Here is a 23,234-nt window from a genome sequence, read left to right as displayed (position 1 = left end):
CATGGCCAAAAGCGGCGCCGACACGCTCAGCCTCACTCAGCCGAGCAGGCACATCTCGCGCATGCTCACCTTTCTGGTGATCGTGGGCCTCGTGCTGGCGGTCCTCTGGCCACAGCTTCAGGAAGCCTTCCTGGCCAATGTCGCGCTTAACGGGCTGATTGCGGGCGTCCTTCTGATCGGTGTGCTCTACGCCTTCCGCCAGGTCATGGTCCTCAGCCCCGAGATCAAGTGGGTAAACGCCTTCCGCCGGGCCGACCCCGGCCTCACCCTGCCGCCGCCGCCCCGTCTGCTGGCACCGATGGCAACCCTCCTGGGCGAGCGCAAGGGCCGGGTCGCCATCTCCGCCCCTGCCATGCGGTCAATTCTCGATTCCATCGCCTCACGCCTTGATGAGGCCCGGGACATCTCCCGCTACATGATCGGCCTGCTGATCTTTCTCGGCCTGCTCGGCACCTTCTGGGGCCTGCTGGATACGGTCTCGTCCATCGCTGAAACCATCCGCACCCTGTCACCGGCCGGCGGCGGCGCGGGCGATGTCTTCGAGGAGTTGCGCGCAGGCCTTGAGGCGCCGCTTACCGGCATGGGCACGGCTTTCTCGTCCTCCCTGCTCGGCCTCGGTGGTTCCCTCATTGTCGGCTTCCTCGACCTGCAGGCCGGCCAGGCCCAGAACCGTTTCTACAACGAGCTTGAGGAATGGCTGTCCACCGTCACCCGGCTGGATGCGGCCGGCGGCGAGGAAAGTCCGCTGCTCGGTGAGCTGTCGCGCCGCCTTGATGAAATGCAGCGGGACCTCGGCTCTTCATCCGGTGAGCGCTCCGCCACCACGGCGTCCCTCATGGCCCTCACCGAGCGGCTGTCGATGCTGACCGACCAGATGCGCGCTGAAAGCGACCTCCTGAAACAGGTGGCCAGCAACCAGGCGGACCTCCGCCCTGTCCTTGAACAGATCGCCCAACTGGCCGCCCGCAACCAGCAGGACCGGAGCTAGACCATGGCGCTCGCCTCCCGCCGCCTGCGCCAGGGCAGCGCCGATTACTGGCCCGGCTTTGTCGATGCCATGGCCACGCTGCTGCTGGTCATCATCTTCCTGCTCTCCATCTTCATGCTGGCGCAGTTCTATCTGAGCCAGGCAATCACCGGCCGTGATGAGGCCCTGCAATCCATGCAGGCGCAAATCGCACAGCTGACGGACCTTCTGGCCCTCGAAAAAGGCCGCAGCGCCGACCTTGAAAGCTCCCTTGCGTCCCTCTCGGCCTCCCTGGCGACCGCGGAACAGGAAAACACCCGCCTGTCCGGCCTTCTGGCTGATGCCGAAGCCGGCGGTGAGGAAGCCGCAGGGCTTCGCGCGGCCCTGTCGGAACAGGAAGAGCTGACAGCGGAGGCCCAGGCGCAGGTCGAACTCTTCAACCAGCAATTGGCCGCGCTCCGCAGCCAGCTCGCGAGCCTCGAAGCAGCTCTCGAGGCCGCCGAAGCCAAGGATAAGGAAAGCCAGGCGCAGATCGCCGATCTGGGCCGCCGCCTCAACTCCGCCCTGGCCCAGAAGGTCCAGGAACTCGCCCGCGCCCGGTCAGAATTCTTCGGCCGCCTCCGGCAGGCCCTCGGCAACCGCGACGACATTCAGGTCGTCGGCGACCGCTTCGTCTTTCAGTCCGAGATCTTTTTCGATTCAGGCTCCGCGGCCCTCAACCCGGCCGGTGAAGCAGAACTCCGCAAGATCGCCACCGCCATCAAGGAAATCGCCAAGGACGTGCCGTCGGACATCAACTGGGTGCTGCGCATCGACGGCCATTCGGACAGCCAGCCGATCTCGACCCCGGAATTCCCCTCCAACTGGCACCTGTCCGCCGGCCGCGCCATCTCCGTGGTCCGCTTCCTCACCGATGAGGGCGTCGCCCCCAACCGGCTGCTGGCCGCAGGCTTCGGCGAGTATCAGCCTCTCGCCGCAGGCGAAAACCCGGACGCCCTGCGCCGCAACCGCCGCATCGAGTTCAAGCTAACAGAACGCTAGGACCTCCCACCCGTCATCAGCCGCACCGCGTCAGGCCCGAAACTAAAACAAACGTTTGATTTAATTTCGGGTTCTAGCGTACGCTCTGAGCATGAAAAAAGACACCAAGACCAGACTGCTGGACGCAGCTGAGCGGCTCTACGCGGCCAACGGCATCTCGGCGACATCAGTTCGACAGATCACCGACACGGCAAAGGCCAACGTGGCGGCTGTGAGCTTTCACTTCGGCGGCAAGTCGGGCCTTACCCGAGCCGTCTTCCTGCGACGCCTTGCACCACTCACCTCAGAACGCCTGGCAAGGCTCTACGCCCTGCAGCAGGGAGGACAACCCAGCCTTGCCCATTTGCTCGACGCGTTCATTGATCCACTCGTGGAACTGGCGCGCCAGGGCCCGGGCCCACAGCGCTTCCTCCAGCTCTTCGGCCGCACTCTCACCGATCCGACACCGGAAATCGGAGAGATATTTGCGACTGACCTGAGAGACTATTCCCTGGCCTTCTTCGGAGCACTGCACAACTGCCTGCCCCATCTCAGCGCGGCGGAAGCGTCCGTAAGACTGACATTCGTCATCGGCGCCCTGGGCCACGCTCTCAGCGATCCCGTCCGCCGCAACCTGTCGCGAGACATCCTCGCAGAGGACACCCCGATTCCGGACGACGCAATCGTCGCACAGCTCAAGACATTCGCAACCGCAGGCTTGAGCGCCCCAACGCTGGGAGACATCAAATGAAGGCCTTTCCAACGCGGTACTATGATCTGCACCCTGACGAAGCTCTGAACTACGCCCTCAACCGCTGGCTTCCCTACTGGAACCTCGAAGAGACACGCACGCTCTCATCCCAGATTTCAGGATATGACGACTGGGTGCCAGTCATGCTCGACGCCGCGAACAAGGCGCGCCCTGCCGGCGAGGGAGAAGCTACAGCGTTCTATTTTCGCGCCGCCGAGTTCTTCATGAGCTGGTCCGATGACAGGCGCCACAAATCCTATGAGGCCTATCTGGACAACTTTTACAAAGCCAATGCGTCCATCCCACACACACGTCATCAGGTCCCTTATGACGAGGGCGCCATGCCCGCCACCCTGCTGGGAGCAGAAACCCCAGCACGGGGCACACTGGTGATCCATGGTGGGTTCGACAGCTCGATGGAAGAGTTCTTCCACATGGCCGACGCACTGCGGCGCGATGGATATGACGTGATCCTATTTGACGGGCCGGGCCAGGGAGGTGCCCTTGCAGGGCACGGGCTGACGATGCCCCATGATTGGGAACGCCCGGTCGCAGCGGTGCTGGACCACTTTAAGATCGAATGCTGCGCCCTTATAGGCATATCTCTCGGCGGCTATCTCGCTTTGCGTGCTGCCGCCTTCGAACCGCGCATCTCCGGCGTCATTCAGTGTGACGTCATGGAGGACTTCCGGGAATGCATGTTGGCGCGGCTGCCCAATCGCATGCAGAAAATCGTGAACCGCCTATGCGAATGGCAGGCACGCACCCTGGTAAATGGCTTGTTCAGCCTCGCCGCACGCCGGGAACCATTCACCCGTTGGGCATTGGAACACGCATACAACGTGTCGGGCGCTCCAGATGCATATGCCCTTCTCAGCTGGATGGAGAACTTCAACACCCGAACCTTTTCACACCTGGTAACCCAGCCGGTTTTGACAATGGCTGGTACGGAAGACCATCTCGTCCCGTTCCACCAACTCAACAGGCAGGTTGAGCACCTGAAACGTGCGAGCTCCGTGACCGCACGTGTGTTTTCGCGCCAGGAACAGGCCCACAATCACTGCCAGGTTGGCAATCTCGGCTGCCTCATCGACGAGCTCCGGGCATGGCTTGCCCTTCATTACGCCCCGGTTCAACGGTCGAATTCAGCGGCCTGACCTCAAGTCTCCATCGGGCAGACAAGGACATGCCCCTGGAAGACAGCGCCGACCACAAGATGCCCCGCCCCCGCGGCCCCGACGCTCGAAGCTGAGATTGCACCGTCCAGATCAACGAACACGCTGGTCACGTCGCCGCTTGGCACATCAAGCCGCACTACTTCCGACGGCGCGACGGCGCCGGGGTCTTCCGCATGGGCCAGAAAATCGAAAATGCGCGGATGGCCGGCGATGAGCAGGGAGCCGTCTTCATCCACGTCGATATTGTCCGGGTTGGTGCCGACCTTGTGCGCCCGCACGAAGGTGAGATCACCGGAGACAGCATCGCGGTCATAGATGCTCACCTGCCGCCCGAGGACTTCCGCCACATACAGCGATGCCCCATCGGCACTCACATTGATGCCATTCGCATAGATCAGCTGGTCCGCAACCATCCGCCCGTCCGTGCCATCCCAATAGGCGACGCTGGTGAGCGGCAAACCGAAATAGGGCTCGACTGCGCGCACGAAACCGCCCATGCGCGCCCGGTCGTTGGACACGTAGAACTGCTCGGGCCCGACGCCCACCACATCATTGGGGAAATACATGGCGTCAAACGACACCGTGCGCACATGGCTCAGGACACCGCCATCACCGATATCGAATATCTCAACCGCATGACCGCCGGCTGCGGGGTGATTGATCGCGAACAGCCGGGCCGCCCCGTCCTCACCGCGCCACAGTGAAATCCCGTGCGGCCGGAAGTCGTCCGGCGCATCCTGTGAAACCAGCTGGGCTGATCCCATGGTGGCGAGGTCAAAGACATGAATGCCGCCGGACGGTTGTTCGGGCGACCTGCGGTCGGAAGCAGAAACGAAAACCAGGCCGGTCTGCCGGTCCACCTGCACATCTTCAGTGCCCGGCGCCACTTCAACACGGCTGCAGGTCTCCACCCGCTTTGCTTCAAGCGATGCAAACGCCCCGGACGCAGGCACGACGACCCATAAGAGCCGCCCGGCCGCCGCCAGCAGCAACAGAACGAAAATCAGCAGAATGCCGCGCATAACCAAGTCCCCCCATGCTCTTCCCCCGGAAGATGACGGCGAGACCATAGCTAAAGGCGTGGCCCGTGTCAGATGCTGTGAGCGGATCTATTCGGCGTCCGGCGCGGGCGTCGCAGGCGCCGCGGTAACAGAACCGCCCATCTCGCACACCAGCACCGCAGGGTCGAACACGGCACCGATCACCAGCCGCTGCCTGTAGGTCGCCCCGACTGAAGACGCAGACAGCTCCGCTCCCTTGTCGAGATAGGCCGTGGAGCCGACACCCCCGCCACCGTCATTCTCACGCACCACCACGATGTGGCTCGGGCTGAGATTGGCAGGGTCAGACGCATGGTCGAGGAAAGTCGCAAGCTTGGGGTGCGCGCCGATCCACAGCGCCCCGTCCCTGGCCACGTCGATATTATCAAGGCCGGTTCCCAGGAAGACCCGGTCCGTCTCCTCAAGGTCACCCGTGGCAACGTCGCGGGCGTAGATCCGGAGCCTGCGCCCCAGCGTCTCCGTCACATAGACCTTGCCGCCATCATTCGAGACCGCCACGCCATTGGCCAGCGCAAGCCCATCGGCCACCGTCCTCGTCGTCTCGCCGTCATGATAGGCAACGCTCGTAATCTCCGAGGCAAAGAGCGCAGCCATGGTCCGGCCGTCCTGGCTCGGACGGTCATGGTCATTGGTCACGTAGAACGCGTCATGAGATACCGCCGCCACATCATTGGGCGACATGATGAGCGGGTCCGTCACGGTCTTGCGGTGGGTCAGCACATTGTCCGCACCAAGATCGAAGATCTCGACCGTGTGCTCGCTGCCGCCCGGATGGTTGACCACCATCAGTGTGCGGCGCCCGTCGTCCCCCTTGAACAGCGAAATGCCGTGCGGGCGGAACCGGTCAGGCAGGATCGGCGTGATCGGCCGCATGAACAGCCCCTCAGCCGGCGCATTGAGATCCATGATGTAGATGCCGCCGCGCACGGCACCGGCACCCGGGTCATCACTCGCCGCAAGGCGGCGGTCATAGGCCGAGATATAGGCAATGCCGCGCTCACGGTCGATCGCGATATCCTCCGGCCCCGGAACACCCTGCACCCTTGTGCAGCTCTCACCGGTGAAGTAGCGGTTGATGGACGTGAACTCGCCCATCCAGGTCATGGTCCGCACGTAAAACACGCTGGCGATCACCACCACGAGGCCGGCAACAATCAGCAAGATTTTCAGTGTCCGGCTCATGCCCGGCTCCCCTCTCCTCAAGTCCCAATCAGGATGCGCCCGTTCGGGGCGTCATCCGGCCTTATGGCCGGCAGCGGCAATGGCCGCAGTCTCTTCCGTTTCCGGGGTAGTCATATCCGCCGCATCCGGCAGCCTGTCCACATCAAATTGCAGTTTTGCCAGGCGGCCATAAAGCCCGCCCTCCTGCACCAGCGATGCATGGGTGCCCTGGGCCACAATGCCGCCCTTGTCCATCACGATGATCCGGTCTGCCTTTGTCACTGTCGCCAGCCGGTGCGCGATCACCAGCACCGTACGCCCGGCCATCAGGCGCTCCAGCGCGTCCTGCACCAGCGCTTCGCTCTCTGAATCAAGCGCACTCGTTGCTTCGTCAAGCAGCAGGATGGGTGCATCCCGCAACAGCGCCCGGGCAATCACCAGCCGCTGGCGCTGCCCGCCGGAAAGCGTAACCCCTCGCTCCCCAAGCAGCGTGTCGTAGCCATCCGGCATCTGCGAAATGAATTCATGCGCGTGGGCCGCCTCGGCAGCCGCCCTGATGTCAGCCTCGCTGGCATCAGGCCGCCCATAGGCGATGTTCTCCCGCACCGATGTGCCGAACACCACGGTCTCCTGAGGCACAAAGGCAATCCGGCGGCGGAAATCATCCGGGTCCGCATCCTTGAGGTCGACGCCGTCAACGCACACGCGCCCTGCCTGCGGATCATAGAACCGCAGCAGGAGCTGGAAGACGGTGCTCTTGCCCGCCCCCGACGGGCCCACAAGCGCCACCGTTTCCCCCGGCGCCACATCAAGCGAGAACCGGTCGAGTGCGGAAGCCTCCGGCCGCAGTGGATACCGGAAATCCACACCCTCAAACCGCACTTCGCCACGCGGCGGCACAGGCAATGCCACCGGCTGCGCCCGCACGGCAATCTCGGAACGGGCAAACAGCAACTCCGACAGCCGCTCCGCCGCCCCCGCCGCCATCTGGAACTCGCCCCACACTTCGCTCAGAGCCGCCAGGCTGGTCGCACAGATCACCGCATAGATGACGAACTGGCTCAGCGTGCCGCCGGTCATGTCACCGGCAATCACCGCCCGCGCGCCCATCCACAGCACGCCCACAATGCTTGCAAAGGCCAGGGTAATAATGATCGCCGTCATGAAGGCCCGGGCCGTCACATGCTTGCGCGCAGCCACATAGGCGCGCTCGACAACGCCCCGGTAGCGCTGCCGGTCATGGCCTTCATGATTGAAGCTCTGCACCACCTTGATCGCCTGCAGCGCCTCCGACGCAAAGGCGCCTGTATCCGCAAGGCGGTCCTGGGAGGCGCGGGACAGCCCGCGCACCAGCCGTCCGAAACCGATCAGCGGCAGTACGATCAGCGGAACCGCCAAAAGCACCATGGCGCTCAGATCCGGCGCCGTCAGCGCCGCCATCACGGCAGCCCCCAGAAACAGGAACGTATTGCGCAGAGCCACCGACAAGCTCGACGTCAGCACCACCCGCACAAGCGTCGTATCCGCCGTCAGCCGCGACAGGATCTCGCCCGTCCTGACCGTCTCGAAGAACTGGGGCGACAACATCAGCAGATTGCCGAAAACGCCGGTACGCAGATCAGCCGTCACCCGCTCACCCAGCCGCGTCACGAAGAAGTAGCGCGTGGCGGACGCAACCCCCATGGCAACCGCCAGGATCATCAGCAGCAGGAATGCATCATCCACCGAACTGGCATTGTCGGCTGAAAACCCGTCATCCAGCATCACACGGACGCCCATGGGGATGGCCAGGGTAGCAACCGTCGCGGCCACCAGCGCGATCAATGCACCGGCCAATTGGCCCGGATAACGCAGCAGCAGCGGCATCAGCGACACCAGCGGTCGCAGGCCCCGGCCCCGCGGCCGGCTTTCGGGAGTGGCAGACAGATCGCTCAAAAGGCGCTCCCCAGGGCAGTAGAGTAGCAGTGACGCGGCATCAAACGGACCGCAGACCGGCAGCGGTGCCGCCGGAGAGGAGGCGCAGTCTTATCAAAGACCCACCCCGGGCAACATGGGGCCGCAGGCCGCAACCGGCAACAAAATGGCCACCCTATTGCTTTTCCCTGCCTGAGCCGGTATATCGCCCGTCTTCAAGAGACATGTCGGACGTGCCGCGACGGGCAAGATCGAGGCCCTGGCGCGGATTTTTGAGACACTTCTAAGAGAGATCAGGGCCATGAAGGCAGATATCCATCCGGACTACCACATGATCACCGTCGTCATGAACGACGGCACCGAGTACCAGACCCGTTCGACCTATGGTCAGGAAGGCGACAAGCTGGTGCTGGACATTGATCCGTCGACCCATCCGGCCTGGACCGGCGGCGAGCAGCGCCTGCTGGACCGCGGCGGCCGCCTGTCGCGCTTCAAGGACAAGTTCAAGGGCTTCGTTTAAGCCCGGGCACCTGCCCCATCGGGGCAGCAGCAGCCACACAGACAAAAGGCCGGTGCGTCACTGCACCGGCCTTTTTCGTGTTCCGATTGTCGGAGTGGGTCAGTGGAGCTGCCCGTCCAGGCGCATCTGGCGGAACGCGCTTTCGATCTTGGAGAGCTGCCGGGCCACCGCCGTCTTCGGTTCGGTTTCCGACGCATCGCCGTGCATCATCTTGTCCAGCCGGTCGATGCGGGCATAAAGCCGGCGCGACTGCGAAATCATGTCAGCCAGCTCCGCCGGAAGCTCATCCGCGCCCTCGATCGGCCGGGCGTAGCAAAGTTCCTTGGCCCCCAGGCGGTACTTGTCGGAGGCAGCCTCTGCCACCGTCATCTCGCCGCGCGCCACCGCACGCTGCACCAGCAGCCAGGACGCAACCTGCATCAGCCGCGTCGTCAGGCGCATGCTTTCAGCCGCATAGGCCAGCGCACCCTTGCGCGACAATGTCTTTGAATGGTCCCGGCCCGGGCCGTCGAGATAGGACGCAGCCTCCTCGACCATTCCCATGCCGTCCTTGAACATCTGCTCGAACTGTGCTGACCCGGCGAAGCTGCGCACGGAAAACTCCTGCCCTGCCTCGATATCGCCGCCCGCAACGCCGCCGAAGGTGTCGTCAACCGTGCCCATGAAAAGCCCCACTGTCTCGTTCTTAAACCCGTTTCGGCACATCCCGTCAGCGGAACGCGCCCATGCCGGTGGAATTTCAAGAACGATGCCAGTCCGCCCCCAAAGCGTCTGGCAAACCCCAAGACATCCAGGGGCCGAAGCCTAGGGCAGAACGGCCCTGACCGCAAAAATTGGGAAAAAGGCAGAAAAAAAGAGCCGCGAGAGAGCGCGGCTCTTGGAGTTCAACAGGGAGGCGTCAAATGGGTATGGCGGCAGCCACCCCAAAACCCGGGCAAACCGGATTACGCAAATACACTGTACGAATCGGACACTAACAAATGGTTAACGCCTGTTAATCCTGTTCCGGTCATTTCAGGCGTTCCGGCCCCGTCCAGTGTCATTTCGGGTCAAACCAGTCCCGCAGCCGTCCCGTTTCCCACAAATGGCGCAAGGCAGAGGGGTCTCATCCCTTGCCGAACACAGCTTCGGCTGCGGACTTGCTGTCCTGCTTCTGCGCAATGACGGCCCGCACGCGCTCAATCTCGGCTTCAAGCGCCCCGATGCGGGCTTCAAGCTCACCAACGGACAGGTCCTCGATCTCGGCCTTCGACAGGCTCAGGATCGCTTCCGGCGCCACGTCATCCTCATCCATCATCGGCCTCCCGTCTTGAACGCTCCGGCAACCCTTGCCAGTTTCCAGTCACCAGGAAATTGCATTCCCAGAACAATAAGGCATCCAGACCATGAGCACATACCCCGCCACCATGTCCGCCGTCGAAATCTCCGAGTTCGGCGGGCCGGAGGTCCTCAAGCTCGTGGAACGGCCCACGCCCGAGCCCGGCCAGGGCGAAGTGCTGATCAAGGTTGCCGCCGCCGGGGTTAATCGCGGCGACTGTGTCCAGCGCATCGGCTTTTACCCGGCCCCTCCCGGCGCGTCCGACCTGCCGGGCCTCGAGGTCTCCGGCACAATTGTCGCCACCGGACCGGGCGCCAGCCTGTGGAAGGAAGGAGACGAGGTCTGCGCCCTCATGGCCGGCGGCGGCTATGCCGCCTACGCCACAGTCCATGAAGGCAGCGTCCTGCCCCGCCCCGCCAATGTCTCCCTCGTGGAAGCCGCCGCACTGCCGGAGACCGTTCTCACAGTATGGACCAATGTCTTCGAGGACGGGCAGCTGCGGCCGGGCGAGACCCTGCTGGTCCATGGCGGGTCCTCCGGCATCGGCACCACCCTCATCCAGCTTGCCGCCACCCTTGGCGTGAAGGTGCTCGCCACCGCCGGCAGTGCGGACAAGTGCAAGGCCTGTGAAGAGCTCGGCGCTGCACGCGCCATCAACTACCGCGAGGAGGATTTCGTTGAGGTGGTGAAGGAGGAGACCGGCGGCAAGGGAGCCGACGTGATCCTCGACATGGTCGGCGGCGACTATGTGGCCCGCAACATCCAGGCCGCCGCCCGCATGGGCCGCATCGTCAACATCGCCTACATGTCCGGCTCCAAGGTCGAGGTCGACCTGCTCCCGGTCATGCTCAAGCGTCTCACCCTGCGCGGCTCGACCCTGCGTGCCCGCGATCTCAACGAGAAGGCCCGCCTGACCGCCGAAGTCCGCCTGCACGCCTGGCCGCTCGTGGAACAGGGCCGTGTCCGCCCGGTGGTCGACACCACATTCCCCCTCAAGGACGCAGCCAGGGCCCATGAGCGCATGGAAGGCTCCGGCCATATCGGCAAGATCCTTCTCACCATTGACTAGGCTGGCCCGGTAGCCCGGTGACCATCATTTGGGCACCGGGCTGCTAGCGGTTTGAAAAAACGGGACTTTCCACCGGGCGCCGAAGCGCCTATAAGAAGGCTAATCCCTTCAACCAATTGGATGATCAGGGGCTGCATGAGACCTATGCGGCGCGCAGCGCTCCCTTTTGCCTGTACCAGCACGGGCGCTGCTCCATCCACGCCCCAGCGAAGGATCAAACGGAAATGACTGCACCGCTTATGCCCAAGGCCACCGCCGTCTGGCTCGTGGACAACACCTCCCTCACCTTCGACCAGATCGCGGAGTTCTGCGGCCTGCATGCGCTCGAAGTGAAGGGCATTGCCGATGGCGATGTCGCCATGGGCATCAAGGGCCAGGACCCGGTCACTGCCGGCCAGCTGTCGCGCGACGAAATCAAGCGCGGCGAAGCGGATGCCGGCTACAAGCTGCAGATCTCCAAGCCCAAGCACGAGCTGCCGGAACCGAAGAAGACCGGCCGAAAGGGCCCGCGCTACACGCCGCTGTCGCGCCGGCAGGACCGCCCGGGCGCCATCGCCTGGCTCGTCCGCTACCATCCGGAACTCACCGACGGCCAGATCGGCAAGCTTGTGGGCACCACCAAGCCGACCATTCAGTCGATCCGCGACCGCAGCCACTGGAACATGGCCAACATCACGCCGGTCGATCCGGTGACCCTCGGCCTGTGCACCCAGCTTGAGCTCGATGCCGCCGTGCAGAAGGCCGCGCGCCGCCGTGAGCGCGAAGCCAAGAAGGCAGGCAAGTCCGTTGAGGATATGGGCACGCTGGCCCCCGCCACCCAGGCGCTGGCCGATGCCGCTGCCGGCAAAACCACCCTGTCTGACGATTTCGGCCAGGTCATGGATGACGACGACCGTCAGGACCGGGATCGCCGCGACGGGGCCAGCCCGGACGTGGACTCGGTCTTCTCCAGCCTCGGCGGCAGCTCCGTCGCCAACAACGAAGACGAAGACGACAAGTACTGAGCGGCAGCTCAGCCGAACATGGTCAGGTCTGGCTCTCGACCGTCAGGTTGAGGGCCAGCCTGCCGCCATCGGCATAAATGCACTGGCCGGTGATGTAGCTTGCGTCATCTGACGCCAGGAACGCCGCCACCCCGGCAATCTCGTCCGGTGACCCGATGCGGCCCATGGGCGTCCGGGACATCAGCCGCGCCCGCCCCTCATCATCAGCATTGACGGCCTTCAGCATGCCCGTGGACACCGATCCCGGGCCGATGGCATTCACCCGAACACCATAGCGCGCCAGCGCCACCGCCATCACGCGGGTAAGCTGGTTGATGCCGCCCTTGGCCACCACGTAAGGCACCTGGTCGGGGATAGCCACTTCGGCGTTGACCGACGACATGTTGATGATCACGCCGTTGCGGCCGTCCTCCTCGAATTGCCGCTTCATCTCCCGCGCCACCGCCTGCCCGGCCAGAAATGCCCCGGTGAGATTGACCCGCATCACCCGGTCGAAATCCGCTTCCGACAGCTCGAGAAAATCCGCTGCATGAACTGTCGCCGCGTTGTTCACCAGCACATCCACCCGCTCATAGGCTTCCAGTGTCGCTGCGACGAGATTGTGGATATCCAGGCGCTCCGCCACGTCACAGGCGACGAATTGCGCATTGCCGCCCGCATCGCGGATCACGTCCGCAGCCTCCGCACCAGCATCCTCGTCCACGTCGGCCAGCATCACGCGGGCGCCCTCGCGGGCATAGCGGGACGCGATGGCATACCCGATACCCCGCGCCGCGCCGGTCACGATGGCAACCTTGTCCCCCAGTTCCATGGCTTCGTCCTGTTCCGCCTCTTGGCATCCGCAGGCATCACCACGTGGTGACGCCTTTCTTGATGACCCTACTGATTTCGCCCTGACGCATATCCCCGCTCAGTCACCGCCGCGGTGATTTCATCGAGGATGGCCGGGTCGTCGATGGTGGCCGGCATCTTCCACTCTTCATTGTCGCAGATCTTGCTCATGGTCCCCCGCAGGATCTTGCCCGAGCGCGTCTTCGGCAGCCGCTTGACGACCACCACCGTCTTGAACGCCGCCACGGGGCCAATCTCATGCCGCACCAGCGCCACGCATTCCCGCTCGATTTCGTCCGCGGCCCGGTCAGCGCCGGCCTTCAGCACCACGAAGCCCAACGGCAACTGACCCTTGAGATCGTCGGCCACACCAATCACCGCACATTCGGCAACATCCTTGTGCGCGGCCAGCACTTCTTCCATGCCGCCCGTGGACAGCCGGTGACCCGCCACATTGATGATGTCATCCGTGCGCGCCATGATGAACAGGTAGCCGTCTTCATCCCTGAACCCCGCATCCGCCGTCTTGTAGTAGCCGGGGAACTCATCGAGATAGGCCTCGCGGAACCGCGCATCATTTTCCCAAAGGGTCGGCAGGCATCCCGGCGGCAGCGGCAGCTTGACGGCAATGGACCCCGTCTCCCCCGACGCAACCTCATGCCCCGCATCGTCCAGCACATGCACGTCGTAACCAGGCATGGGCACGGTGGGGGAGCCATGTTTGACCGGCAGCAGGCCCAGCCCCGCCGGATTTGCAGCAATGGCCCACCCCGTTTCCGTCTGCCACCAGTGGTCGATGACGGGCACGCCGAGTCTATCCTCCGCCCACTGAACAGTGGGCGGGTCCGCTCGCTCACCGGCGAGGAAGAGCATCTTGAACGCACTCAGGTCATACTTGCCGACAAGATCCCCGTCCGGGTCCTGCTGCTTGATCGCGCGGAACGCGGTCGGCGCAGTGAACAGCACCCTCACATCATAGTCCGAAATCATCCGCCAGAAGGCACCCGCGTCGGGAGTACCCACGGGCTTGCCTTCGTAGAGAACCGTCGTGCACCCGGCCAGGAGCGGCCCGTAAACGATGTAGGAATGGCCCACGACCCAGCCCACATCAGACGCCGCCCAGAAGACATCGCCCGCATCCACGCCATAAACGGCCTTCATCGACCAGTTAAGCGCAACCATGTGACCGCCATTGTCGCGCACGACACCCTTGGGCTGCCCGGTCGTCCCGGACGTATAGAGGATGTAAAGCGGGTCGGTCGCCTTCACGGATACGCAATCCGCCTTGCGCAGGGACGTGCGGGCCGTATCGATGCAGGCGGCCCAATCAAGGTCCCGCGCCGTCATCTCCGCCTGCTCCATCTCACGCTGCAGAACAAGACACCGGTCCGGCTTGTGCCCCGCCTGCGCGATGGCCTCATCAACCAGAGGCTTGTAGGCGACTACCCGTCCGGGCTCGATGCCGCAGGACGCAAGCAGAATGGCCTTCGGCTTTGCGTCATCAATGCGTGTCGCCAGTTCATGCGCCGCGAAACCGCCAAACACCACCGAATGAATGACCCCGATCCGCGCACAGGCCAGCATGGCCATCGCGGCTTCCGGGATCATCGGCATATAGATGATTGCCCGGTCGCCCGCTGAAAGGCCCATGTCCTCCAGCACGGCCGCCAGGGTAGCGACTTCGTCGCGAAGCTCCGCATACGTATAGGTCTTGCTGCTGCCGGTGACGGGGCTGTCATAGATCAGCGCGGGCTGGTCCCCGCGTCCGCCATCCACATGGCGGTCGAGGCAGTTATAGGCGGTGTTGCACATGGCACCCGCGAACCACTGGCCGTTCGGGTAAGTGCTCGTGTCCAGCACTGTGTCCCATTCCTTGTCCCAGGAAATCTCCTTCGCCTGGTCCGCCCAGAACCCCTCCGGGTCACGCCGCCATGCCTCATATGTCTCGTGATACTCACTCATCGCGGTTCGTCGTCTCCACCCGGTCCATTGCCTTGAATCACTCAGCGTCTTTGCGCTTTTTCCGCCGGTAGCCTATAGCGGCGGCACGTATTTTCCCACAGCCTGCCGGCATACCGGCCGCAGCTCCCCAAAGACGCAGCCGCTGACATGATCGAAGATCCCTGGTTCTACGCCGCCGCCATTCCTGCCGTGCTGATCGTCGGCATATCCAAGGGCGGGTTTGCAGCGGGATTCGGCATCCTGGGCGTGCCGCTCATGGCGTTGGTGATCTCGCCGCTTCAGGCAGCAGCGATCCTCCTGCCGATCCTGTTGCTGATGGATGTGGTGGGTCTCTGGGCCTATCGCCGCCAGTTCGACATGCCCAACCTCAGGATCCTCGTACCGGCCGCTGCCATCGGCATCCTGATCGGCTGGCTGACCGCGAGCCTGGTGCGCGAGGAGCACGTGGCGCTCATTGTCGGCATCGTCGCGCTGGCCTTCGCCGCGGATTTCTGGACCGGTCAGAAGCGTGAGGGGGCACCAGGGCGCTCGATCCCCAAGGGCGGCTTCTGGGGCATGGTGGCGGGCTTCACGAGCTTTGTAGCCCATGCGGGCGGGCCACCCTTCCAGGTCTACATGCTGCCGCAGCGGCTGGATAAAACCCTCTATGTGGGCACCAGCGTCGTTTTCTTCTGGGCGGTGAACCTCATCAAGGTGCCGCCATACCTGGCGCTGGGCCAGTTCGACACCACCAATCTCACAACGGCCCTCGTCCTGATGCCGCTGGCCCCCATCGGCATCATGCTCGGCGTGCGGCTCCACCACATGATCCCGGAAGAGCCCTTCTACCGGCTGTGCTATGCGGGTGTGACCCTCGTCGGCATCAAGCTCGTCTACGACGCAGTAAGCAGCATGATCGCCGGATAGGCAGGCAACCCTCGCAGGCTGCACGGTGCCCACGCGGATTTGCCTACGCGTCCTGAACAGATTTCAGATGTTGTACCGGGTGGCGATCTCGTCAGCGAGTTCGCGGCTGTTGTCCAGCTCCGACCGCACGTCCTGCAACACCGGAATGAGGTTGGCGAGAGACGCAAGGTCAAACCGCTGGGACAATTCCATCAGCAGCGGACCAAGACCGCCAATGGCCTGCTCCCGCATCACGCGGCCTTCATCGGTAATGTCGATTTTTTTCGACCGCCCGTCTTCCGGGTCACGCTCCGCCACGATGTAGCCCGCCTGGCTCAAGCGCTTCAGCGTATTGGTCATCGTCGCCCGGCTCACCTGGAAGGAACTTGCAAGCTGCGCCGGCGTACGCGGGCCGCCGAGACGGACGAAGTGATTGAGCACCGCGAACTGCGGAACCGTCATGCCGCGCGGCAACACACGCTCGAACGCATTGCGTGCGAGCTGGTCGATGATGCCGATCTCGTTGAAGAAGGTGAAGAGAACGGGATCGTCCGGATCATCGGACGGACTTATGTCGTGGGAAGTATCCTGCAAACTCATGGTACTCGGAAATAGACGTCATAAAATCAGCTTATGCTTCAGATCCCAGCGTGGACTGGGAGAAACAGCGGGCCCGTAGCCAACGCGCGCTAACATTTGCACGCGCCTGCCCCTTTGGCCAAGCATTTCATGCACATCATCCAGCTTGGCATGCATTTCTTTGTACTCCTGCAATGCCTGGCTGAGCGGATGCACGCAAATCCCTTGCTGCACTGCCGAAAGATTGATCCGTACCCAGTCACGTCCGGCCGCGATTTGTTCCGTTCTCGAATTATTTTGGGTACTGACGAAGACATACCCCATGGCCGAATGGATGATCCGCCGGTAGAGCTCAACCCCCTGTTGGTATGAACTAGAGGTCATATTCGAAAGGCTCTTACGCGTAAGAATCCCGGCATGGTTGAGTGCCTCGAGCAACGGCCCACCCATGTCGATGCCATCGGGAGACGCTTCAATCTCCGCCTTGCCGAAGCGCATCACCTCCACGCTCTCAAGATAAGTGCGGGGAGTCTCGACTTCGATCATGTGCGCCTGCCATGTCAGCTCACGCATGGCCGCAATTTCATCCGCGTGCTGAAGGGTTCCCACAGCAACCCCATCCCCGGCCACCGCTTCCAATTGCGCGAAAATTTCCCGCGCAACGGGTCGTGACGTATCGAACGCTTCCTTGGTTGACCGCCGGTCAAATAGATGGGCGAAGAGCGGATCAGGGGCCACATCCCCATCCCGCATGAGACGCACTCTGGCGACCGGCCGCCCGTCCAGCAGCGGTTCCGGCTCGCCGTCCGGGAACAGCTGGATGTCGGCCCGCAGCCCCTCCGCCGCCGCAGCCATGCGCATGATCTCGAGAAAACACCCCAGCCCGATGACGATCTGCCGGTTGAACGGATCTGTCTCCGGCAGCATGCGGTCCAGGTCATAAAGCAGCGTGAAGCCGTCATCCCCGTCCAACTGCACCATCCACGGCTGCATGTTGTGGGGATTCGGGGCGAGAATCGCATAAGAAAGCGCCCGCAACCGCGGATCGTCATAGGCTTGGCCGGCGGTCTCCCACGGGGCCAGGGCTTTGTCAGGACGGCGGGTCGCAACAAACGCAGCCCCGCCCCCGATGGCCGTTGCAGCCAGCACCAGCCCTGAGGTTCCGGCGATACGAAGAAATCTGCGGCGTGTCTGTGGCATCGGGCGCCCTCCATATAATTTGATATCCAATCATGTGGAGGAACGCCCAAACTAATTCAATATCAAATTACAAGACTCCACAGACAAAAAGCGCCAGACAGTGCCTGGCGCTTTTCCGGTCTTCTGACCTGCACGGCCTGCACTCCCTTTGGGCAGGAAGCAGGCTGCATCTGAATGTGGGGGTGTGGCTGGGTCTCAGGCGGCCCGGGTCAGGTCCGCTTCCAGCCGTTCGATTTCTTCCTTGAGGCGCAGTTTGCGCTTCTTCAGTTCCGCGATGGCAAGATCATCACCCGATGGGCTCAGGATCTCACGATCGATTTCCGCCTCTAATTGCCGGTGCCGCTCGTGAAGTTCGTGGATATGGACTTCAAGTGACATGCGTCAGGCCTCCCTTATCGGTGTTGACGGACTTGGAAGTCTGACTCCTTTTCACACCCCTGTTAAGGAAAATCGGCATCTCTTTTCCCCATGGTTTCCATGACCTTGCGGCCCCTTGGGCAGCGCGCTAGAAGGCGAATCCCGGATCGGCGGCTTTCCGTGCCGAACAGGCAGCGCAGCCCGGAATCGGATCACCGGCGACGCACAGCGCAAGAGGCGGCATGGCTGAGGATACTCCCGACGGCACTGACACGGATGAAGAAGGCCTGCGCGACAAGCTGGCCCGGCTGCGTCAGCAGCACCGCGATCTTGATGCCGCCATCGATGCCCTGGAAATGAGCGGGGCCGCAGACCCGCTGCGCATCCGCCGCCTGAAAAAGATGAAGCTCGCCATCAAGGACGAGATCGGCTTCATCGAGGACCAGCTCGTCCCCGACATCATCGCCTGAAGCCCGAGCCCTGCGTGGCTCAGCTGGAGCCTTCGCTGTCCTTGCGCCGCCGCTTGGCCTGGTACATGGCCTCATCCGCGCGCGCCAGCGCGGTCGCCGCATCCTCGCCGGGCTCAAAGGCCACAGCCCCCGGTGACACCGAAACGGGGATCTTCTTGTCCATGATCTCCAGCGGAGTATCCGCGATGAGATGCATCAGCCGCTCGGCCTTCTCCCGTGCATCTTCCTCATTGGCCTGCGCCAGGATCACGGCGAATTCATCACCGCCTATGCGGCCGACAATGTCGGATTCGCGAACATGCTCGACAAGCGTGCTTGCCACATATTCAAGCACCGCATCCCCCGCCGCATGGCCGTAGGTGTCATTCACCTGCTTGAAATTGTTGAGATCGATGAACACCACGCTCGCAGGCGTCTTGTAGCGTTCGGAGAACGAGATCATCCGCGACATCTCGCGCACGAATGCACGGCGGTTGAGCACCGGCACCAGCGAATCCGTATCGGCTTCCTGCTGCACCGCTTCCAGGCGGCCCTTCATGGTGGTCAGTTCCCGCCGCAGCGCGTCCACTTCCGACATCAACGTCATCAGCGCGTCGCGCACCTTCGGCGTCAATTCGGCCTCGGGGACGCCCATGATGGACGCCGTATCAGCGATCTGGCGTGTACCGGTCACGGAGCCGGCTGCGCCCGCAGCCGACGCCCGGGCCGCCGGGCTTGCTGCGCGAACGGACGAAACTGTGCCCGGCCGCCGCGGTCCTTGAACCTTCATGGTGCTCCCCGTCGCTTCAAGCCCTAACGGACCCCATCCTGGGTTCCGGGCACCATCACCCGGTTTCAGGTATTTGACGGCAAAAGTCTTGAAATTCTGCCTATTGCCACATGGTTTCTGTAGGCCAACAGCCTTAACAAACTATTGAAAATGACCAAAGTCCGCCACAACCCGGCCCAATCCGGGACAGAAGCAAAGACCCGCGGCACCTGAACCCGCCGCTTGCCATTGCGCCGCCCCTGCATATACTTCCGCGCTTTCCCGCCCGGGCCCGTCCCGGGCGCCTTGTTTTGGCGCCTTTCCACCTTGTCTGAAGGCGGTGAGCGCCGGATCGCCCCGGGAGCAGCTGAAACGGCCACTCATGAGCGACACCACCACTGAAAATGCCCCCGTCGTCGGCATCATCATGGGCAGCCGGTCCGACTGGCCGACCATGACCCATGCGGCCGAAGCACTGGATCAGCTCGGCGTTCCCTACGAGGCAAAGGTCGTGTCCGCGCACCGCACGCCCCAGCGGCTCTATGACTATGCCGCCAGCGCCAAATCGCGCGGCCTCAAGGTCATCATTGCCGGCGCAGGCGGGGCCGCACACCTGCCCGGCATGGCCGCCAGCATGACGCCGCTGCCGGTCTTGGGCGTGCCGGTGGAAAGCGCCGCCCTCAAGGGCCAGGATTCGCTGCTGTCGATCGTCCAGATGCCCGGCGGCATACCGGTCGGCACCCTGGCCATCGGCAAGGCCGGCGCCAGGAATGCGGGCCTGCTCGCGGCAGCCATTCTCGCAACGAGTGATGACGCCCTTGCCGCCCGGCTCGACGCCTTCCGCGCAGCCCAGACCGACGGCGTGCCCGAGGCAGTCGAAGACTGAGCATGGCGCCCCTCCCCCCCGGCAGCACCATCGGCATTCTCGGCGGCGGCCAGCTCGGCCGCATGCTCGCCATGGCCGGCGCCCGCCTCGGCCTAAAAAGCCACATCTACTGCCCCGACGCAGACAGCCCGGCCTTCCAGGTCGCCGATGGCCACACCATCGCAGCCTATGAAGATCAAGCAGCGCTTGAAGCCTTTGCCGCATCGGTCGATGCCGTCACCTATGAATTCGAAAATGTCCCGGCCACAACGGCGGAGATCCTCGCCCGCCACAAGCCGCTGCGCCCCGGTGCCCGCGCTCTGGCCGTGTCTCAGGACCGTCTGACCGAAAAGACCTTCATGCGCGATCTCGGCATCGCCACGGCCCCCTTCGCGGATGTGGCATCGCTTGAGGACCTCAAAGCGGCGCTCTCGGACATCGGCACGCCCTCGATCCTCAAGACCCGCCGCTTCGGCTATGACGGCAAGGGTCAGACGCGCATCGACACGGCAGACGACGCAGCTGCCGCCTGGCAGGCCGTCGGCGAGACGCCCTCAATCCTCGAAGGCTTTGTCGATTTCGAAGCCGAGATCTCCGTCATCGTCGCCCGCGACACCGATGGGCATGTGGCGGCCTATGACCCGGCCCGCAACGCCCACCGCAACCACATCCTCGACACGTCCACCGTCCCGTCCGGCTATGACGCCACGGTGGAGGCTGAAGCCCGCACCCTGGCTGAGAAGATCGCTACAGAGCTCGATTATGTCGGCGTGATGGGGGTCGAGCTGTTCGTCACATCCACGGCCCGCAAGCTGGTGGTCAACGAGATCGCCCCGCGCGTCCACAATTCCGGTCACTGGACGACGGAAGCCTGTGCCGTGAGCCAGTTCGAACAGCACATGCGGGCAGTGGCAGGCTGGCCGCTGGCCTCACCGGCCCGGCACTCCGATGCCGTGATGACAAACCTCATCGGCGACGACGTGACCGACTGGCTATCCCTGGCGCGCGAGCCGCAGGCGGGCCTGCATCTCTACGGCAAGGGCGACGCGCGCCCCGGCCGCAAGATGGGTCATATCACCCGCATTTCCCCCAAGGCCTGATCCAGCCTGTCCTGATTGACTGACCTCAGGGGTAATTGCTGCCCTTCCCTCCTGCGCCCATTCTCTGGCGCACGGCTTGATACCGACCCGTGCCATTTCCGGCCGGGCTGCCAACAAGAGGGAATGAACCCATGCAAGCTTTCCGGATCTATCTCGTCCTGCTGATCGTCGTGCTGTTCAGCTACACGGCCGTCGTCGCCGTCAATCACGGCCTCGGGCTCTATCAGATTTTCTTCGGCGACATTGCCGCCATGGGCTGGCCCGGCCAGTTCAACCTGGATTTTCTGATGTTCCTGACCCTGTCCGGCCTGTGGCTCGCCTGGCGGCACCACTTCTCACCGGGCGGCATCGTGCTGGGGATCATCGGCACCCTGTTCGGCATGGCCATTCTCGCGCCTTACCTGCTGTGGGCAAGCATCAAGGCCAATGGCGACATCAAGGTACTGTTTCTGGGCGAACAAAGGGCGGCGGCGTCCTGACCCCGCCTAGCGGCCCAGCGGATAGCGCAGCCGCGCCATGAGACCCAGAGGTGACGGCAAGGCGCTGAGGACTTTCTCCGCCTTGCCCTTCACCTTTTCGATCTGCATCACATCTTCGATGCGCCGGTCGAGAAAGGCCCAGGTCTTCTCGAAGCCGTCGGTATCATCACCGAACCAAACCGCGGCCGTGCTCGTGTAGACGCCCGAGAGAATGAGCCGCTTGGTGTAGAAATTGTAATCCGTGGACGTATCACCCGCTGCCCGCCAGATGGCGTCCACCGTGCCGTAAAGCGCCCGCGGTGCCGCGGTGCCCGATGTCGGCAGCGCCAGATATGCCGTCGCCCGCCGAAGCGCCTCGCGGTTGTGCTCATCCACTTCCAGCCGCGTCCGCACCGCGAAAGTGATGCGCTCCCGCACCTTCATCGCGGGCAGGTCATGCTTGGCAAGTTCCAGCGCCATGCGCCGGTCACCATCGGCAATGAAATAGCGGACGAGATCCACCGTCCCTCCCGGCAGCGCCAGCCGCGCCAACCCGGATTCGACACCGGCCTTCTTCGCAGCCTCGCGCATGCTTTTGCCGGTCCAGCCGTCAAACGGCACATCAGGCAGCGCGGCATCGAGAATCTGCGCACGCACGTCTTCGTAGTGATCTTCGGCACTCATGGGTTTCCTGGCCTTCTGCTGGCGGGGGGCAGATTTGGACATCAGGCAGTCTCCGCTTCCGACGGGCGGGCGCTGCCCCAATGGCGCGCCTCGGTCTCGAAAATCAGGTCCTGCAGATTATCCATCCGCTGGGGATAAAGAATTCCTTCCAGATGGTCACATTCATGGCAGGTCACGCGGGCATGAAAACCGCGCGCCTCCCTTTCTATACGGTCGCCACTGAGGTCCAGACCTGTGTAGCGGATATGGGTCGGCCGCGGCACCAATCCGCGCAGTCCGGGCACCGACAGGCACCCCTCCCACCCATAGGCCCGGTCCTCGGTCAGAACCTCGATCTCCGGATTGATCAGCACCGTCAGCGGAGCCGTGTGGTCAAAGGCTTCCTCAGCAGCACCGTCTTGGGCCTCCACCTCCACCGGCACCCGCTCAGGCGGCGCCTGAAAGACCACCACCCGCAACGGCACATGCACCTGCGGTGCGGCGAGCCCGGCCCCATTGGCATCAATCATGGTTTCCACCATGTCGGCCACAAGCTGGCGGATTTCCGGCCTCGTGGGATCGTCCACGGCCTTCGCCTTTTGCACCAGCACCGGGTGACCCATACGGGCAATCTTGAGAATGCTCATAGCTCCTATATGGACTGCCCTGAGCGCGCGGAAAACCCGTCACTTCTGCGACATAAGGTGGACAAGCCGGTGTTCATTTGGTACACACCGGCCCTCTGGAATGCCTGACGGCATATCCGGCCATGGTTTTTGCGCGCTTTGCCATGTGGGCAGAGCGCCGCGTTTTCCGCCGGAAACCGTCAAATCCAAACCGATTCATACCCATTTGCGCAGCTCAATCTGGCGCGCTGGGGTCAACTTTTTAGCTCGAAGGGAGCTGATTGCGTGCAAGTACTGGTCCGCGACAACAATGTTGATCAAGCCCTCCGGGCGCTCAAGAAGAAGCTTCAGCGCGAAGGTGTCTTCCGCGAGATGAAGCTGCGGAACTACTACGAAAAGCCGTCTGAGAAGCGTGCCCGCGAGAAGGCCGAGGCCGTCCGCCGCGCCCGCAAGCTGGCTCGCAAGCGCGCTCAGCGCGAAGGCCTTCTGCCGAAGAAGGGCCGCAAGCGCTAAATCGCGTTTCGCAC

Annotated in this window: 26 protein-coding genes; 13 read left to right on the top strand and 13 right to left on the bottom strand. The window is 63.4% G+C overall.

Going from position 1 to position 23,234, the window contains the following annotated elements; all coding sequences use genetic code 11:
• The first annotated feature begins 1 nt into the window (after nt 1).
• The 4 genes from HG718_RS01935 (at nt 2) to HG718_RS01920 (ending at nt 3,895) form a co-directional block, all read left to right on the top strand.
• Entirely contained in the window at nt 2-988 is a 987-nt protein-coding gene (locus HG718_RS01935; RefSeq protein ID WP_027841004.1) for a hypothetical protein, read from the top strand.
• 3 nt (nt 989-991) lie between these two features.
• Nucleotides 992-2,008, top strand: coding sequence for a peptidoglycan -binding protein (locus tag HG718_RS01930; protein WP_027841003.1), 1,017 nt, complete (start codon nt 992-994; stop codon nt 2,006-2,008).
• Between the two features lie 91 nt (nt 2,009-2,099).
• Entirely contained in the window at nt 2,100-2,738 is a 639-nt protein-coding gene (locus tag HG718_RS01925; protein ID WP_160588760.1) for a TetR/AcrR family transcriptional regulator, read from the top strand.
• Complete coding sequence (locus tag HG718_RS01920) at nt 2,735-3,895, top strand: alpha/beta fold hydrolase (protein WP_160588761.1); 1,161 nt, start codon at nt 2,735-2,737, stop codon at nt 3,893-3,895. The genes HG718_RS01925 and HG718_RS01920 overlap by 4 nt, the downstream gene beginning before the upstream one ends.
• 2 nt (nt 3,896-3,897) lie before the next feature.
• Here the strand turns inward: HG718_RS01920 and HG718_RS01915 are convergent, their stop codons facing one another.
• The 3 genes from HG718_RS01915 to HG718_RS01905 all read right to left on the bottom strand — a co-directional run bounded on the left by HG718_RS01915 (nt 3,898) and on the right by HG718_RS01905 (nt 8,073).
• Nucleotides 3,898-4,938, bottom strand: a complete 1,041-nt coding sequence (locus HG718_RS01915; protein ID WP_160588762.1) for a strictosidine synthase family protein — start codon at nt 4,936-4,938, stop codon at nt 3,898-3,900.
• An 87-nt stretch (nt 4,939-5,025) separates the two neighbouring features.
• Nucleotides 5,026-6,159, bottom strand: coding sequence for an SMP-30/gluconolactonase/LRE family protein (locus tag HG718_RS01910; protein WP_160588763.1), 1,134 nt, complete (start codon nt 6,157-6,159; stop codon nt 5,026-5,028).
• 51 nt (nt 6,160-6,210) lie between these two features.
• Nucleotides 6,211-8,073, bottom strand: coding sequence for an ABC transporter transmembrane domain-containing protein (locus HG718_RS01905; RefSeq protein ID WP_244617796.1), 1,863 nt, complete (start codon nt 8,071-8,073; stop codon nt 6,211-6,213).
• 280 nt (nt 8,074-8,353) lie between these two features.
• Between HG718_RS01905 and rpmE the strand changes: the two genes are divergently transcribed.
• Nucleotides 8,354-8,572, top strand: coding sequence for a 50S ribosomal protein L31 (gene rpmE / locus HG718_RS01900; RefSeq protein ID WP_027840999.1), 219 nt, complete (start codon nt 8,354-8,356; stop codon nt 8,570-8,572).
• A gap of 99 nt (nt 8,573-8,671) precedes the next feature.
• On the opposite strand, the gene rcdA is transcribed toward rpmE, so the two are convergent.
• Together rcdA and HG718_RS01890 are read right to left on the bottom strand one after the other, a co-directional pair.
• Nucleotides 8,672-9,235 carry a protease adaptor protein RcdA gene (rcdA, locus tag HG718_RS01895; RefSeq protein ID WP_160588764.1) on the bottom strand — a complete coding sequence of 188 codons (564 nt, stop codon included), beginning with the start codon at nt 9,233-9,235 and terminating at the stop codon, nt 8,672-8,674.
• Nucleotides 9,236-9,677: 442 nt separating this feature from the next.
• The gene (locus HG718_RS01890) at nt 9,678-9,866 is read right to left on the bottom strand and encodes a DUF1192 domain-containing protein (RefSeq protein WP_027840998.1); all 189 of its coding nucleotides are present in this window, start codon (nt 9,864-9,866) and stop codon (nt 9,678-9,680) included.
• A gap of 91 nt (nt 9,867-9,957) precedes the next feature.
• On the opposite strand from HG718_RS01890, the gene HG718_RS01885 reads away from it, so the two are divergent.
• Nucleotides 9,958-10,959 carry an NAD(P)H-quinone oxidoreductase gene (locus HG718_RS01885; RefSeq protein ID WP_160588765.1) on the top strand — a complete coding sequence of 334 codons (1,002 nt, stop codon included), beginning with the start codon at nt 9,958-9,960 and terminating at the stop codon, nt 10,957-10,959.
• A 224-nt stretch (nt 10,960-11,183) separates the two neighbouring features.
• A complete protein-coding gene (locus tag HG718_RS01880; protein ID WP_160588766.1) occupies nt 11,184-11,963 on the top strand; it encodes a DUF1013 domain-containing protein in 780 nt (259 codons plus the stop codon).
• A 22-nt stretch (nt 11,964-11,985) separates the two neighbouring features.
• On the opposite strand, the gene HG718_RS01875 is transcribed toward HG718_RS01880, so the two are convergent.
• Together HG718_RS01875 and HG718_RS01870 are read right to left on the bottom strand one after the other, a co-directional pair.
• Complete coding sequence (locus HG718_RS01875; protein ID WP_160588767.1) at nt 11,986-12,774, bottom strand: SDR family NAD(P)-dependent oxidoreductase; 789 nt, start codon at nt 12,772-12,774, stop codon at nt 11,986-11,988.
• A gap of 68 nt (nt 12,775-12,842) precedes the next feature.
• A complete protein-coding gene (locus HG718_RS01870) occupies nt 12,843-14,756 on the bottom strand; it encodes a propionyl-CoA synthetase (RefSeq protein ID WP_160588768.1) in 1,914 nt (637 codons plus the stop codon).
• A 147-nt stretch (nt 14,757-14,903) separates the two neighbouring features.
• Here HG718_RS01870 and HG718_RS01865 point away from each other — a divergent pair, with 147 nt between their 5' ends.
• Complete coding sequence (locus tag HG718_RS01865) at nt 14,904-15,662, top strand: sulfite exporter TauE/SafE family protein (protein WP_160588769.1); 759 nt, start codon at nt 14,904-14,906, stop codon at nt 15,660-15,662.
• Nucleotides 15,663-15,725: 63 nt separating this feature from the next.
• On the opposite strand, the gene HG718_RS01860 is transcribed toward HG718_RS01865, so the two are convergent.
• The 3 genes from HG718_RS01860 to HG718_RS01850 all read right to left on the bottom strand — a co-directional run bounded on the left by HG718_RS01860 (nt 15,726) and on the right by HG718_RS01850 (nt 17,798).
• Entirely contained in the window at nt 15,726-16,241 is a 516-nt protein-coding gene (locus HG718_RS01860; protein ID WP_160588770.1) for a MarR family winged helix-turn-helix transcriptional regulator, read from the bottom strand.
• Nucleotides 16,242-16,259: 18 nt separating this feature from the next.
• On the bottom strand, nt 16,260-17,420 hold the full coding sequence (locus tag HG718_RS01855; RefSeq protein WP_160588771.1) for an Acg family FMN-binding oxidoreductase: 1,161 nt from the start codon (nt 17,418-17,420) through the stop codon (nt 16,260-16,262).
• A gap of 195 nt (nt 17,421-17,615) precedes the next feature.
• Nucleotides 17,616-17,798 (bottom strand): YdcH family protein, encoded by a 183-nt coding sequence (locus HG718_RS01850; protein WP_027840991.1) that lies wholly within the window; start codon nt 17,796-17,798, stop codon nt 17,616-17,618.
• A 221-nt stretch (nt 17,799-18,019) separates the two neighbouring features.
• Here HG718_RS01850 and HG718_RS01845 point away from each other — a divergent pair, with 221 nt between their 5' ends.
• The gene (locus HG718_RS01845) at nt 18,020-18,247 is read left to right on the top strand and encodes a YdcH family protein (protein WP_027840990.1); all 228 of its coding nucleotides are present in this window, start codon (nt 18,020-18,022) and stop codon (nt 18,245-18,247) included.
• A 19-nt stretch (nt 18,248-18,266) separates the two neighbouring features.
• Here the strand turns inward: HG718_RS01845 and HG718_RS01840 are convergent, their stop codons facing one another.
• Nucleotides 18,267-18,920, bottom strand: a complete 654-nt coding sequence (locus HG718_RS01840) for a GGDEF domain-containing protein (RefSeq protein WP_244624772.1) — start codon at nt 18,918-18,920, stop codon at nt 18,267-18,269.
• Between the two features lie 457 nt (nt 18,921-19,377).
• Here HG718_RS01840 and purE point away from each other — a divergent pair, with 457 nt between their 5' ends.
• The 3 genes from purE (at nt 19,378) to HG718_RS01825 (ending at nt 21,439) form a co-directional block, all read left to right on the top strand.
• Nucleotides 19,378-19,881 (top strand): 5-(carboxyamino)imidazole ribonucleotide mutase, encoded by a 504-nt coding sequence (gene purE / locus HG718_RS01835; RefSeq protein WP_170080176.1) that lies wholly within the window; start codon nt 19,378-19,380, stop codon nt 19,879-19,881.
• A 2-nt stretch (nt 19,882-19,883) separates the two neighbouring features.
• Nucleotides 19,884-20,960 carry a 5-(carboxyamino)imidazole ribonucleotide synthase gene (locus HG718_RS01830; RefSeq protein ID WP_160588773.1) on the top strand — a complete coding sequence of 359 codons (1,077 nt, stop codon included), beginning with the start codon at nt 19,884-19,886 and terminating at the stop codon, nt 20,958-20,960.
• Nucleotides 20,961-21,091: 131 nt separating this feature from the next.
• Nucleotides 21,092-21,439 carry a hypothetical protein gene (locus tag HG718_RS01825; protein ID WP_160588774.1) on the top strand — a complete coding sequence of 116 codons (348 nt, stop codon included), beginning with the start codon at nt 21,092-21,094 and terminating at the stop codon, nt 21,437-21,439.
• A 6-nt stretch (nt 21,440-21,445) separates the two neighbouring features.
• Here HG718_RS01825 and HG718_RS01820 read toward each other — a convergent pair whose 3' ends face one another.
• Both HG718_RS01820 and def read right to left on the bottom strand, forming a co-directional pair.
• Nucleotides 21,446-22,144: a COQ9 family protein gene (locus tag HG718_RS01820; RefSeq protein ID WP_160588775.1), complete on the bottom strand. Its 699-nt coding sequence runs from the start codon at nt 22,142-22,144 to the stop codon at nt 21,446-21,448.
• Nucleotides 22,144-22,728: a peptide deformylase gene (gene def / locus HG718_RS01815; RefSeq protein WP_160588776.1), complete on the bottom strand. Its 585-nt coding sequence runs from the start codon at nt 22,726-22,728 to the stop codon at nt 22,144-22,146. Before def ends, HG718_RS01820 begins: the two co-directional genes overlap by 1 nt.
• 264 nt (nt 22,729-22,992) lie before the next feature.
• On the opposite strand from def, the gene rpsU reads away from it, so the two are divergent.
• Entirely contained in the window at nt 22,993-23,220 is a 228-nt protein-coding gene (gene rpsU, locus HG718_RS01810; protein ID WP_027840983.1) for a 30S ribosomal protein S21, read from the top strand.
• The last annotated feature ends 14 nt before the right edge of the window (nt 23,221-23,234 follow it).

Source organism: Pyruvatibacter mobilis (genome assembly GCF_012848855.1).
Classification (GTDB): domain Bacteria; phylum Pseudomonadota; class Alphaproteobacteria; order CGMCC-115125; family CGMCC-115125; genus Pyruvatibacter; species Pyruvatibacter mobilis.
Note: the sequence above shows the minus strand (reverse complement) of the source record. Positions and strands in the feature narration are given on the sequence as shown.